Origin of the sequence: Petrotoga mobilis SJ95 (assembly GCF_000018605.1) — a bacterium.
Classification (GTDB): Bacteria; Thermotogota; Thermotogae; order Petrotogales; family Petrotogaceae; genus Petrotoga; species Petrotoga mobilis.
Genome location: NC_010003.1, coordinates 883,127 through 897,009 on the forward strand (window position 1 = coordinate 883,127; position 13,883 = coordinate 897,009).

The 13,883-nt window shown below is 33.9% G+C and carries 13 protein-coding genes and 1 tRNA gene; 9 read left to right on the forward strand and 5 right to left on the reverse strand.

The features are described 5' to 3' along the window. Positions 1–18: 18 nt before the first annotated feature. Positions 19–2,022, reverse strand: a complete 2,004-nt coding sequence (locus PMOB_RS10225; protein ID WP_012208664.1) for a methyl-accepting chemotaxis protein — start codon at positions 2,020–2,022, stop codon at positions 19–21. 190 nt (positions 2,023–2,212) lie between these two features. Here PMOB_RS10225 and PMOB_RS04330 point away from each other — a divergent pair, with 190 nt between their 5' ends. Further along, entirely contained in the window at positions 2,213–3,181 is a 969-nt protein-coding gene (locus PMOB_RS04330; protein ID WP_012208665.1) for a potassium channel beta subunit family protein, read from the forward strand. A 186-nt stretch (positions 3,182–3,367) separates the two neighbouring features. On the opposite strand, the gene lpdA is transcribed toward PMOB_RS04330, so the two are convergent. From lpdA to PMOB_RS04345, 3 genes are all read right to left on the reverse strand, one after another. Next, complete coding sequence (lpdA, locus tag PMOB_RS04335) at positions 3,368–4,723, reverse strand: dihydrolipoyl dehydrogenase (RefSeq protein WP_012208666.1); 1,356 nt, start codon at positions 4,721–4,723, stop codon at positions 3,368–3,370. Between the two features lie 282 nt (positions 4,724–5,005). Next, on the reverse strand, positions 5,006–5,338 hold the full coding sequence (locus PMOB_RS04340; protein WP_049755336.1) for a carboxymuconolactone decarboxylase family protein: 333 nt from the start codon (positions 5,336–5,338) through the stop codon (positions 5,006–5,008). Between the two features lie 235 nt (positions 5,339–5,573). Beyond that, positions 5,574–5,647: transfer RNA gene (locus PMOB_RS04345), tRNA-Gln, on the reverse strand. Between the two features lie 221 nt (positions 5,648–5,868). Here PMOB_RS04345 and yqeH point away from each other — a divergent pair. Continuing rightward, on the forward strand, positions 5,869–6,966 hold the full coding sequence (yqeH, locus tag PMOB_RS04350) for a ribosome biogenesis GTPase YqeH (protein WP_012208668.1): 1,098 nt from the start codon (positions 5,869–5,871) through the stop codon (positions 6,964–6,966). Positions 6,967–6,998: 32 nt separating this feature from the next. After that, a complete protein-coding gene (pduL, locus tag PMOB_RS04355; RefSeq protein ID WP_012208669.1) occupies positions 6,999–7,589 on the forward strand; it encodes a phosphate propanoyltransferase in 591 nt (196 codons plus the stop codon). A gap of 25 nt (positions 7,590–7,614) precedes the next feature. On the opposite strand, the gene ylqF is transcribed toward pduL, so the two are convergent. Beyond that, positions 7,615–8,430 (reverse strand): ribosome biogenesis GTPase YlqF, encoded by an 816-nt coding sequence (gene ylqF, locus PMOB_RS04360; protein ID WP_012208670.1) that lies wholly within the window; start codon positions 8,428–8,430, stop codon positions 7,615–7,617. Between the two features lie 214 nt (positions 8,431–8,644). Here ylqF and PMOB_RS04365 point away from each other — a divergent pair, with 214 nt between their 5' ends. From PMOB_RS04365 to PMOB_RS10420, 6 genes are all read left to right on the forward strand, one after another. Beyond that, complete coding sequence (locus tag PMOB_RS04365) at positions 8,645–9,526, forward strand: PhoH family protein (RefSeq protein ID WP_012208671.1); 882 nt, start codon at positions 8,645–8,647, stop codon at positions 9,524–9,526. Positions 9,527–9,559: 33 nt separating this feature from the next. Continuing rightward, the gene (locus tag PMOB_RS04370; protein ID WP_012208672.1) at positions 9,560–10,975 is read left to right on the forward strand and encodes an HDIG domain-containing metalloprotein; all 1,416 of its coding nucleotides are present in this window, start codon (positions 9,560–9,562) and stop codon (positions 10,973–10,975) included. A gap of 12 nt (positions 10,976–10,987) precedes the next feature. Next, positions 10,988–11,419 carry an rRNA maturation RNase YbeY gene (gene ybeY / locus PMOB_RS04375; RefSeq protein ID WP_012208673.1) on the forward strand — a complete coding sequence of 144 codons (432 nt, stop codon included), beginning with the start codon at positions 10,988–10,990 and terminating at the stop codon, positions 11,417–11,419. A 2-nt stretch (positions 11,420–11,421) separates the two neighbouring features. Further along, complete coding sequence (locus PMOB_RS04380) at positions 11,422–12,654, forward strand: DUF1015 domain-containing protein (RefSeq protein ID WP_012208674.1); 1,233 nt, start codon at positions 11,422–11,424, stop codon at positions 12,652–12,654. A gap of 22 nt (positions 12,655–12,676) precedes the next feature. Further along, a complete protein-coding gene (locus PMOB_RS04385; protein WP_012208675.1) occupies positions 12,677–13,231 on the forward strand; it encodes a DUF402 domain-containing protein in 555 nt (184 codons plus the stop codon). 189 nt (positions 13,232–13,420) lie between these two features. Next, the gene (locus PMOB_RS10420; RefSeq protein WP_012208676.1) at positions 13,421–13,864 is read left to right on the forward strand and encodes a PspC domain-containing protein; all 444 of its coding nucleotides are present in this window, start codon (positions 13,421–13,423) and stop codon (positions 13,862–13,864) included. Positions 13,865–13,883 lie beyond the last annotated feature (19 nt).

Here is a 13,883-nt window from a genome sequence, read left to right on the forward strand (position 1 = left end):
AGGGTTACTTAGACCACTTTATATCTTAAAACTTTCAACCAATCCTTTTAACTCTGTGGCTAATTCACTCAACTCTTTCGCTTCTTCGTTTATTCCTGCAGCTTGGTTTACTTGTTCGTCTATTACACTTCTTGATCTTTCTAGTTGTTCACTTATTTCTGTTACCGCTTTCGCTACCCTGTCCATCGCTGTGCTCATTTCTTGCGCACTTGCACTTTGTTCCTCTGCACTTGCCGTCATGTTTTCTATCCCTTGGTCCATCCTTTCTATCCTTTCTTTTATCCGGTTGAAACTTTTCTGTACATTCTCCATCTTTTCGTTTATTTCTCCTATCGTTCCTACTACCTTGTTCGTCGATTCGTTTACTTTGTTCGTTCCTTGCGTTATGTTGGTTAGTATTTCTGATATTTCATCCGTTGCATTCCTTGATTCTTCGGCTAACTTCCTTATCTCATCCGCTACAACTGCAAATCCTCTTCCCGCTTCCCCTGCCCTTGCTGCTTCTATCGCTGCGTTCAGTGCCAAAAGGTTCGTTTGTTCCGTTATCGAGTTTATCGTTTCTACTATACTTTGTACGTTCTTGGCATTGTTTGCGAGTGTTTCTACTTCTTTTTGACTTTCTTTTGTCCTTTCTACCGCTTCTTTCACAGCTTGACTTATACTTTCTATCGTTTTGCTTCCTTCTTCTGCAGCTTTACTTGTTTCATCTGCTTCTTCACTTAGCCTTTGTGCGTCTTGGGATACTCCTTGTGCCGCCCTTGCTACTTCGTCTACCCCTGAGGTTACTTCTTCTACGTTTCCTGCTGTTTCTTCTGCATTTGTTTGTATCTTGTCCATTTGGTTTTTGAGTTCTTCTGAGCTCTTTCTACTTTCTTGTGATGATTGCGTTAGACTTTCTGATGCATTTTCTACTTTGTTTGATGCTTGCATTATTGAGCCCATAGATCTTCTTAGTTCTTTACTCATTTCTGATAGAGCGTTTGCCATCTGCCCTATCTCGTCTTTACTTTTACTTTCAAAGTTTACCGTTAGGTCTCCTTCTTTGAATTGGTTTATCTTGTTTTTGAACTCTAACAGTGGTTTTGTTATACTTCTTATTAGATAGATAACCATTATTATCGATACTACAAAGGCGACTACAGTTAAGATGGCTGTCAACATTATTGCCCTGTTGTTTTCTTCTATGAGAGATGGACCTAATGTGTCTTGTTGAACCTTTAATTCATTTCTTTGTTCATCTAATAGATTCAATATCTCTACCCTTGCTAGTTCCATCTGCCCAATTATGGGCTCTTGGGATTCTATAGCTGCGACTATTTGATTGAAGGAGTTTCTGAACTGTTCAGCCATATCTTTCATCTCGTTGAACATTTCAGTTAATTCATCTGAGGTTAGACCATATTGCATAATCAAAAGTTGAGAATCCAATTCATTAAAAGCGTTTAAAACATTGTTTTTATCACCAAGAGATTTGGATGAAAAATACATGGAAGATAAATGATCTATATTATCCAATATATTAAGTGAACTATCAGCATAAAAGACAAGGGTTGAAACGTTATTTTCTTGGGCTAAGGTTTTAAAATCGGTAATACTTTGACGTAATTCATTGGATATATCTTTAAAATCCTGCCTTACGAGTCTATTTTTTTCTTCGTTCAATTGAACAATTTGATTAAAGTTGTTTTCATATTCCTCTATCATTACGAGTACATTTTGTAGATGTGTATCGATGATTTCACCTGTAAAGAAACTTTGAACTTTGTTAATATTCTGAGTAATAATTTCTTTTGTTTGTTCATCATAACTAATCACATAGTCTTTGAAGGCTAAAACAGCTCCAAAAAAGTTATTTTCCATTTCAGAGATATGATTCGTTTCCTCAGATAGCTCCCTATAACTATTCAAACCATTGTTGGAACTTACCAAAGAATAAATATTGAAAAATATCGCTGCCCCAAATAAAACAAAAATTACAACTATAATTACAATTATCCTTCCTCTTATGCTTTTGAACGACATAGAAATTTCCCCCTTTATTTTTAATTATCTTGAGAATAATTATAATACAAAACAGTAAACAAAAGCAACTAAAAAGTTGCTAGAAATATTTATTTTTTTTTAATATGTTCGAATGTGAAAACGAAAAATTAAAGATAATATATGGTATAATGGTATATAGTATAATTAAAGAAGAAGAAGGGGGCAGATTATGCAATATAACAATCTTGGTAAGGCAGGTATAAAAGTAAGTGAAATTTCATTCGGATCTTGGCTAACTTTTGGAAACCAACTAGATACAGAAGGAGTTAAATCATGTTTGCGTACCGCTTATGAAAACGGCGTTAACTTTTTTGACAACGCAGAAGCCTACGCTAACGGGCTTTCTGAATCTCTAATGGGAATGGCGCTAAAAGAGTATAGAAGAGAAGACCTTGTAATTTCTACAAAAATATTTTGGGGTGGAAAAGGCCCAAATGATAGAGGGGTATCAAGGAAGCATCTTTTAGAAGGAACTTGGAACTCTCTAAAAAGGTTACAAGTTGATTATGTTGACCTTATATTTTGCCATAGACCAGATCCTACAACCCCCATTGAAGAAACGGTATTCGCAATGGATTATATAATAAGAAACGGTTTAGCTCTTTATTGGGGAACTTCTGAATGGAGTGCGGAGCAATTGGAAGAAGCTTATCTAGTAGCTGATAAAAGAAATCTTATTCCGCCCACAATGGAACAACCTCAATACAACATGTTAGTTAGAACCAAAGTTGAAAAAGAATTTAAACCTCTTTATGAAAAATATGGATTAGGGTTAACCACATGGAGTCCGTTGGCCAGTGGGGTATTAACCGGAAAATACAACGATGGAATCCCCCAAGACAGCAGACTTGCAAAATTTAAAAACTTACGAGAAGAGTTTGAAAAAGGTGGAGTTTTGTCGCAAGAAAATATTGAAAAGGTCAGAAAATTAACAAAAATAGCTAACGATTTAGGCGCAACAATGGCTCAACTTGCTCTTGCCTGGATATTGAAAAACCCTAACGTTAGTACCGTAATAACAGGTGCAAGTAGGCCAGAGCAGGTAAAAGAAAATGTAAAAGCTTCCCAGATAAAAGAAAAACTTACAGACAGTGTAATGGAAGAAATCGAAAAAATTCTAAACAACAAGCCCCAATAAAAATGATTAAAATCCCACCGAATTGGTGGGATTTTTTTAATTCCTTTAGCTTGAAAGCTCCTCACAACTTTGATTATGCAAAGCCGCAAACATTAAAAATAGTTATATTTAAGACAATGCAACTCTTTTGTGTACTTCTTCAAAGTCCCTTCTTTTTTTCTTTGAACAACATCTTTTTCGAAAATTCTAAATATGTATAGCCAATCCTTCCACGCTTTCTTCGGCACCAAGGATACTTTCCGTTAAGGTTGGATGAGGATGTATACTATCCGTAAGTTGCTCTACAATCATCCCATACTTAACAGCCAAAACTCCTTCCATAATCATATCCGTAGCGTTTGGAGAGACAATAGTTACACCTAATACTTTTTTAGTCTCTTTATCCGCGATTATCTTTACAAAACCATCTCTTTCTTCCATAGTTCTCGCTCTTCCGTTAGCAGATACAGGAAATTTTGAAATGATAACTTTTTCAGGATCAATTTCTTCTTCTTTTAACCCAACAGTTGCTATTTCTGGGTTAGAGAAAATGATGTTTGGCACAGCACTGTAATCCATTTCTTTAGATTCTCCTGCAATATTATGTGCGGCTACTATACCTTCGTTCATAGCCACATGAGCCAACATAATATGGGCCCTTATATCTCCTATTGCATATACATTTTCAACGTTTGTTCTCATTTTGGAATCTGTTTTAACACCTTTTTCTATCTCTACACCTAAATTTTTAACATCTTGCGTTATAACAGGTCTTCTTCCCACAGCAAGTAATATCTTTGAGCTCTTTATCTCTTTTGTTTCACCGTTGAAATCAATTTTTGATACGTATGCATCTTCATCCTTTTGAATATCTACAACCTTATGTTTTTCAAAGACTTCCACGCCTTTTTTAACCAAAGATTTTTTTGCCTCTTCTGCAACATCTTTATCATCATTGGGGAGTATATGTTCAAGTAGTTCAACCACATAAACTTTTTTACCTAAACTTGAAAAAAATGTAGCAAATTCTACCCCGATTACCCCTCCACCAACTATCAAAATCGATTCAGGCATATGTTCCATCTTAAACACATCGTCACTTGTCCAAATTCCTTGAATTTTATCAAAGGGGGGAAACATTACTGGTTCAGAACCGTGAGCTAAAATAATGTTTTGCGTTTCTATACTTTTATCGCCAACTTTAATATGATTTTTATCAATTATTTCAGCGACACCTTGTATTAAATCGATATGATTTTTCTTTAATAGATACTCTACACCTTTTTTGGATTGTAGAACAATTTTTTTCATATGGCTCATTATTTCGCTTATTTCATATGTTACTTCACCCACTTTTATGCCTAATTTGTTCGATTTTTTTAAAATCTCTTCGTAAAGATGTGAAGAGGTCAACATTGCTTTTGTGGGGATACAACCTTTGTTGGTACAAGTTCCACCAAGATTTTCTTTCTCAATAACAGCAACCTTTTTCCCTAATTGCGATAACCTTATTGCCGCAACATAACCGCCTGGACCTGATCCAATAACAACAACATCGTACATTTGAGGTTCCCCCCTTTTAATTTCATTGTTTATTGCCTTTAGAATCTCTAAAACATTATATATAGCGTCCTTCCCCCGCTCCCCACCCAAAAGGATAAAAATATTTTTATCTTTTATTACATAACTGCCCTTTTAAGGAATAAATCTGCGGTATCTTAGAACCTTAAGCCCAGCTGAAAGGATAATGAAAATTTATTCCTTTGTCCAACAGTCCATCTAATTTCATCTTTCAATATTATAACAAAAAAGGGGAGATTTTCTCCCCTTTGACATAATTCACTATTATTTTAGGTCTTTTAACGCTTCCAAAACCAAACCTGCGTGCATTAAAGCTGGACCTCCACCCATTAACACTGCAACCCACGCAGCTTCCAAAATTTCCTCTTCTGTGGCACCTGCTTCTAACGCAAATTTCACATGACACGCGATGCACCATTCACAATTTCTTGCTATAGAAAGTGCAACAGCTATTAGCTCTTTAGTTTTTTTATCAAGCACGGCTCCTTCTTCTTTTTCGATTGCCTCCATCATGTTTTGGAAACTCTTCATTTGCTCTGGGTTTGTCTTAGAAAACTCCTTCATCCAGTCCATTGCTTTTTGAAAACTATCTTTCATACTCACCGAAATCACCCCTTTTATAATTTTTGTTATATATTTCACAATTTTTTCAAAAAAGAATTTCAAATCCTCATATTTCAACAGTCTTTTTTCACCATTATCAAAATTATTATAACTCAAATTTGTTAAAATTTTAACAAGCTAATGTTTCGTTTAAATCAAATTATTATTCAAATACTCTTTACTAAAAAAAAGAAAAAAAGGACCCTTTTATAGGATCCTTATATTGTATTGGCTGGGGGAGGAGGATTCGAACCTCCACTGACGGAGTCAGAGTCCGCTGTCCTGCCGTTAGACGATCCCCCAATCAGCAAAATTATTATATCACAATTTTTTTTGGTTGACAAGTAAATTTGAAACTCTAAAAAAAGAGGTCGATTGGGGACAAAACCCTTAGCCCAAATATCTAGAAATTTCTAAGTATTCGGTTTTTTTAACATAGGTTCAAATGTTAGAAACTATTTTGTGGGAAAATAACTGCGGATTTTGTTCCTTTCAAAAATTTTTTAATGGAGACAATAATTATTATGAAATGTGAAGGCTGCGGTATAGGAATACAAACAGAAGACCAAGAAAAACCAGGATATATCCCTGAGAATGTTCTCAAAGAAAAAATAAAAAATAACGAATCTGTAGTTTGCCAAAGATGCTTTAAATTAAAGCATTATAATTATTTATTACCTATAACAATAAATTCCGATTTTTCCGGTGAGCTTGACAAGGTTTTAAAAGATTTTGAAACGGTTTTGTGGGTGGTAGATGTAATAGATTTCGAAGGCACATTCAGAAAAGAGATTGCCGAAAAAATAAAAGGGAAGAATATTTTTTTAATCGTCAATAAAATAGATCTTTTACCGAAAAGCACACCCTACGAAAAATTAAAAAATTGGTTGCTCTTGAGAATCAAAGAGATGGGTATAAATATCCGGGATGATCATGTGAGAATGGTCAGCGTTAAAACAGGTATGGGAATAGAAAAAACAAAACAATTGCTTTTGCAAAAAGAGAAAGAAAAGGCATTGGTATTAGGGGTAACCAATGTAGGTAAATCATCTTTTTTAAACAGACTAGTGGAAGCAGAAATAACTGTAAGTGCATATTCTGGAACTACTTTGAAGGTATTAAAAGCAAACGTACCTAACACAGATTTGCAATTATTCGATACCCCTGGCATTTTCACACAAGACAGGTTGTGCGATTTTTTTGATATTTATACTCAAGTTAAGATGATTCCTTCTAAAAAAATTAAAATTAAAACTTTCACGGTGAATGAAAAAAATGTTCTTTTTATCAGCGGATTGTTCTGGTTGAAAGTTTTAAAGAACGGTGTTAACAATTTACCACCTATAATCACTGTTTTTCTTCCAGAAGAGATATCTGCTCATAGAGCAAAAGAAGAAAGAGTTAATGATTTACTTCACAATAGAGAGGTTTTATTCCCTCCTTACGATAATAATTTTGATTTTGATCAAATAGAGTTTGAAAGAGAAAATGTAAAAATTGATAAGGGAAATGATATAGCCCTTCCTGGAGCGGGATGGCTTTCTATAAAAAGAGGTCCCTTAATAGCAGAAATATCAAAACCTAAAGGGCTTAAGTATGTGATAAGAAAATCAATGAAATAGAAAGATTTCATAATTTATGGAGGTGTAAAAACTTGCAATTGAAAGAACCTGGAGTAGTTGTTGGGGTATCAAATAGGCATGTACATTTATCACAAGAAGATTTGGAAAAGTTGTTTGGTAAAGGTTATGAATTAACTCCCTTAAGACCATTGGGACAACCGGGGCAATATGCATCTGAAGAATGTGTAGATTTGATAGGACCAAAGGGTTCTTTCCAAAAAGTGAGAATATTAGGTCCTGTAAGAAAGGAGTCACAAGTCGAAATATCTAGAACAGACTCCTTTAAACTTGGAGTACCCCCCCCTGTTAGAGACTCAGGAGATATAGAAGGAACACCAGGGATTACGATAAAAGGACCTGTTGGTGAAATACAATTAAAGAAAGGTGTAATCATTGCCAAAAGGCACATACATATGCACCCAAAGGATGCCGAACATTATGGCGTTAAAGATAAAGACTTAGTTTCAGTATATTGTGATAAAGAAGGAAGAAGACTTATTTTTCAAGATGTTTTGGTCAGAGTCAGTGAAAAATATGCATTAGAGTTTCATGTTGATATCGACGAGGCAAATGCGGCTTTACTCAATAACGGAGATTATGTGAAAATTATAGAAAAATTCTAAAAATCGGTGCTTGCACCGGTTTTTTTCAATCAATATCAGAAGGTATTTCATAGGTTATACCCCCATATTTCCCTTCGGTTATTTCTCTTAGAAAGGCATTTCTTCCCCTTTCGTAATCTGGAACTCCGCCTTTTTTTATAAAATTTCTCTTCATAGAAAACCTTTCAATGAACTCAACTATATTTTCACAGCTTTCCCAATCTTTTAAAACTGAATCCAAAATATTAGGATACTCTTGTTTTAAAAAATCAAAAAGGTAGAAAAGAGCCTCATCTAATTCCGTATCTTCTGCTTTTAGAGAACCAATTAGAATTAATTTGTTAACAAGATCTTTGTTAAAAAGTTTTGGATATAACACACCCGGTGTATCAAGAACTTTTAAGTCCTTCGATACGGTTATCCATTGTAAACCTCTTGTTATACCAGGTTTATTTCCAACTGCAGCAGATTTTTTACCTTTTAAACGGTTTATAAAGGTAGATTTACCAACATTTGGTATACCAACTATCATAAGCGACTTTTCATTGAACTTTTGAGGGACGATGGGATAAATATATTTTAAAAAAAAGTCTTTAACATTGAATTCATTGAGGCTAAGTGAAAAAACATCCTCACCTTTTTCCTTATAATACTTCTCCCACAACTTGATTTTTTTCATGTCGCAAAGGTCTTTTTTATTGAGAATAATTATTCTTTTTTTGTTCCTAAAAAGCTGTTCTTCTTCATACGCCCTGCTAGCGTACGGAGCCCTTGCGTCAAGAATTTCTACTACAGCATTAACAAGTTTTAAATGCTTTTTTATCAAAGATTTGGCTTTTTCTATATGTCCTGGATACCACATACTTTTAACCCCTTTATACAGCTGTTCTCACGATTATTCTTATTTTTCTTAAATTGTGGTATAATACAAGTGATAAAAGTATACCTTATTTTGTAAAAAAATCAAAGAGGAGGGATAATCTATTCTGAGATATTCTATCTCTATACCTGAGAATGTTGAACCGATTGAAATTTTTGGGGCTTATGATAGCCGAACAAAGTACATTAAAAAAGAGATGAACGTAGATATACACTACAAAAACAGAAAAATTTTCATCGAAGGAAAGGATGACGACTCGGTCAATAAAACATCAAAGATATTCACAGAACTTTTAGAAATCTTAGATGAAGGCCATTTACTTGATTGGGATGAATTTCAATACGTGGTTTCTAGGTATAAAACCAACGGGAATGGTTCAAAAACTGAAGAAAAGAAAAAATCAATGAAAGAAGTTATCAACACCCGGATCGTGGGTACCCAAATTTTTGCAAAAACTGAAGGCCAAGCAAATTATATCGACTACTTAAAAAATAATGACATTGTCTTTAGTATAGGACCAGCGGGAACCGGCAAAACGTATCTAGCGGTTGCTATGGGAGTAGACTATTTAAGATCAGGTAAAGTTCAAAGGATAATACTTACTAGACCAGCAGTTGAAGCAGGAGAAAAACTAGGTTTTTTACCTGGTAGCTTTTATGAAAAGGTTGACCCTTATTTAAGACCCTTGTACGATGCCTTACTTGATTTTATGGATACTGACAAACTGATTTCATACAGAGAAAAAGGCATTATAGAAATACTTCCATTAGCTTACATGAGAGGTAGAACGTTAAACAATTCTTATATTATTTTAGACGAAGCTCAGAATACGACTTATCAACAAATGAAAATGTTTTTAACAAGGATAGGGTTTAACACTAAGGCGGTCATCACTGGTGATGTCACTCAAATAGACTTAGAAAAAAAGAAAGATTCGGGGTTACTATCTGTTAGAAATGTTTTGAATGGCAACATTTCAGGAATAAAATTCATTGAACTTTCAAATAACGATGTGGTAAGAAATCCTTTAGTAAAAGAAATTATTAAAGCTTACGAAGACTATGAAAATGGTTTATAAATGGGTATAAAATAAGGAAGTGTTTTCCACTGTATGAAGAACAAAAATGCAGATAATAATAAACGAATTAGTAAAAATCTTTTTCAAAAAGTAAATTTATTTTTCTCTAAAAATAAAGGTTTTATAATTAGGATTGTTCTTTTTATATTTTTAGCTTTATTCACAGAATGGCTCATTTTCAACAGAATCTCGTTGAATTTTCAGTTAAGTTTTAACTTAGTATTTCTTGTATTTTGGATATTTATCGGAGAATTTTTGTTACCTAAGAATAAAATGTTTAAACTTCATCCTTTAAATTACTGGGCGGCTTTTCTAACGCCGCTCTTTTTCAATATAATACTGAATCTTTTTGTTTATAAGTATGTGAACATATTTGCAATATCCACCATATTAAGTACTTTGATAATAACCCTATTAATAGATTACTCTACCGGTTTAATTTCAGGCCTCATATTTTCGGCTTACTTTGGTATTTTATTCGGATTTGATTTGAAATTCACGATTTTTCTGTTTTTGCCGGCAGCAGTTGTCGCACTATCATCAAGAAAGACCAAAAGAAGGATAGAAATAATACTACCGTTTTTTTGGGCTAGTTTAACACAAATTATCGTTGCTTATGTAATTAACTTATACTATACCCCTTTGGACTATCTAGTAATAATCGAAAGTAATTTTTTGAGCGTGTTGGTAACCATGGGTATTTTACCTTTCTTTGAATACTTAACCAGGGTTTATTCAGAGATTGGTTTGTTGGAACTTGGTAATTTAAGCAATCCCTTGCTAAAAAATCTTTCTTTGAAAGCACCGGGAACATACTATCACAGCATGATCATATCAAACTTAGCGGAAAGCGCCGCTGAAATTATCAATGGAAATATGGTTTTAGCCAGGGTAGGTTCTTATTTCCACGATATAGGGAAGGTGTGGAGACCTCAGTTTTTCTCAGAAAACCAAAAGAATAAAAACCCTCATTCCGATATAAGTGCTAAATTAAGTTCTTTGATATTAAACAACCATGTTACCTATGGTATCGAATTGGCAAAAAAACACCGTTTACCTATACTAATAGAGGATATGATAGCACAGCATCATGGCACAAGGGTCAAGCAATTCTTTTACAGCGAATATTATAATCAGACAGGTATAAAAGATACCAACATGTTCAGATATCCCGGACCCATCCCTCAATTTAAGGAAGCTGCCATACTTATGATATGTGATGTAACAGAAGCCATGGTAAGAAGCATGCAAGACTTAAGCGCTGTTGATCTTAATGAAAAACTTGATAATTTGATAAATTCTCTTTTTTTTGAAGGACAGTTGGATGATTGTGGATTAACACTTAGAGAAGTCAAAAAGATAAAAGGCAGAATTATTAGAACCATCATGGAAATGAACCATAAAAGGATATCCTATCCCAAAGTTGAGGCAAAAGAACTTAGAGAGTAGAGGAGAACGCCTTTGAAAATAAACGTTATAAACCAACAAGAGTTAAGAGAGATAAACAGTAAAAAAATCAAAGATATCGCCAAAAAAGTACTTCTAAACGAGGTTGGCAAAGGAAATTTCGAATTAAACATACTAATCACCGACGATAAAAGTATAACTGAATTCAATAAATACAGAGGTAAAAGTACGCCGACGGATGTTTTATCCTTTTCTTATGGTTTAAGCGAACCTGTAATTGGAGATATTGTTATTTCTGTTGAAAGTATAGAAAAACAAGCGCCTGATTTTGGGAATTCTTTTGAAGAAGAATTCTATTATATACTTATTCATGGCTTACTACATATCGTTGGTTACGATCATGAAAACTCTGAAGAAGATGCCAAAAAGATGTTTGAAGTTCAAGATCAATATTTTCATCAATTAATCAAAGACAGGAGGAGATAGAGTTGGCTACAGTGAAGCCCTTTCAAGCTTTAAGACCATATAAAGGGATAGAACAGTGTTTTTCTTGCCCCCCCTACGACGTACTTGAGGAGGATGAAGTTAGAGAGATAATCTCTAGAAACCCCAATTCTTTTTTGAGGGTAACAAGGTCCGAAGTAGAGGCAGAAGAAAATTCTAAAGATGCTGTTTACAAAAAAGCCAAAGAAAATCTCGAATCCTTTATCAAAAATGGGGTATTAATTAAAGATCCCGAACCATCCTTTTATATATATCGTGAAACCTGGCAAGGACTTTCTCAAACAGGCTTTTTCGCGGTTGTGAGTGTAGATGAGTACGATAAAGGGATTATAAAAAAACATGAATTAACAAGAAAAGACAAAGAAGAGGATAGGACAAATCACATATTAAATCTAAATGCACAAACTGGACCTGTTTTCTTAACCTACAAAGCTCGAGAAGATTTAAAAACAATCATTGACAAGCTTATAAAAAACAAGGAAATCCTTTATTCCTTTTGCGATGAAAACAATGTGAAACATGAACTTATCAAAGTCCAAGAAGAAAACGAAAGGGAACAAATCGAAAAAGCTTTCAATAGTATTGAATATCTTTACATTGTAGATGGGCACCATAGAGCTGCTGCCGCTTCCAGAGTTCAAAAAATACTGAAAGAAAAAGACACAAATTACTCTTTGGACAAACCCTATAACTATTTTATGGCTGCTATTTTTCCACACAACGAACTTAGAATACTCCCGTACAATAGAATAGTTAAAGATCTAAACGGTTTAAGCGAAGATGAATTTTTGAAAAAGATAGGTTCTTATTTTGAAGTAGAAGAAGCTCCTTTTTCACCCTATTCTCCTGATTCCTCACACTCTTTTGGTATGTATCTTCAAAAAAATTGGTACAAACTCACATTCAAAGGTGAAGAAGGTGAAGATCCTGTTGAAAATCTTGATGTGCAAATATTGCAAAAATACTTATTAGATCCAATACTTTCCATAAAAGATCCAAGAACAGATCCAAGAATATATTTTCTTGGTGGTATTAGAGGCGTAAAAGAAATCGAAAAGTGGGTAGACAAAAAAGATTGGAAAGTTGGATTTTCTATGTATCCCACTCAAATAGACCAACTCTTAAAAGTTGCAGAGATGAACAAGATAATGCCGCCTAAATCCACTTGGTTTGAACCAAAATTGAGAAGTGGTTTATTAATTCATGAATTAAGCTGAGCCTTTTTCCCACACATTAGAGGTGGTAGTTATAAAATACTATAATTTTGATTTAAAAAACAAAATTGAAGAAATTAAAACTCACGCCGTTGATGAAAAAATTCAAGTAGATGAAATAAGAATATTTGAAAATAATCTATACGGAATAAAAAGAAAATGGAAGATTTTATCTTCTCATAACTCTGTTGATTTCATAAAACGCATACTATGCCCAAGTGATAATGTGATGCTAACTTATTATCATGATGAGAAAGGTGAAATGTCTAAATATCTTGTTTACATAGATTTTGGCAAATACAATGTTGACGGTGACAATATCGAATTTCAAGATCAAGAATTGGATCTTTTAATTTATAACGACTTAAAATATAAAATACTTGATATGGGAGAATTATTGAAATCCTTTGAACGCAAAAAGATCGCCTTATCCGATATGCAAAAAAATTTAATAACTCTTAAGCATTTTATTAATAATTTTAATTATTTGGGTGTAATTGACGCTCTTCATCTCAAATTTGGTACCAACGCTATTAATTGGCTTTTGAAAAACAAAACTTGGGTGATGAACAGAACCTAAGGGACCGCAGGTCCTTTCTTTAAAAAGGGTGGGGAGCGTTTGCTGCAGCATGCAAACCTTGTTTTTAAATGATTTTGGCCTTGAATTTGGGGTTTTTAAGGGGATTCCCCCCTTAACGATTGGGCAAAGGGGCGCTAACACATGTAGTTTCTAATGACAGTTATCACTTCATAACTGGAGGGGAAAAAATTGAGAAAACTTTATCGTTCTAGAGAGAATAAAATTTTAGCAGGTGTATGTGGAGGCATAGGTGAGTATTTCGAAATAGATCCAGTCATTATACGACTGTTGTGGATTGTATTAAGCCTAGTTTGGGGATTTGGGGTTATTTTGTATATAATAGCAATTTTTATAATCCCACCCCAACCTCAAGGAAATCGATATTCCGACGAACATTTAGAAGAAACACCCGAAAACGAGCGTCACAATGTTTCACATAATTTAGAAGACGAAGACAGAAAAGTCGTTATAGGTCTGTTTGCTTTATTATTTATCGTAATTGGGTTAATTATTTTGGTAAGTATAATAACTCCTTCGACATTTTTCTTTAGAAATTTTATCAAAATCGTGATAAGTATATTACTGATTGGAATTGGTGCATATTTAATTTCAACCTCAAGGACAAAAAAATAGTTTTGTATTTCTTTCCAAG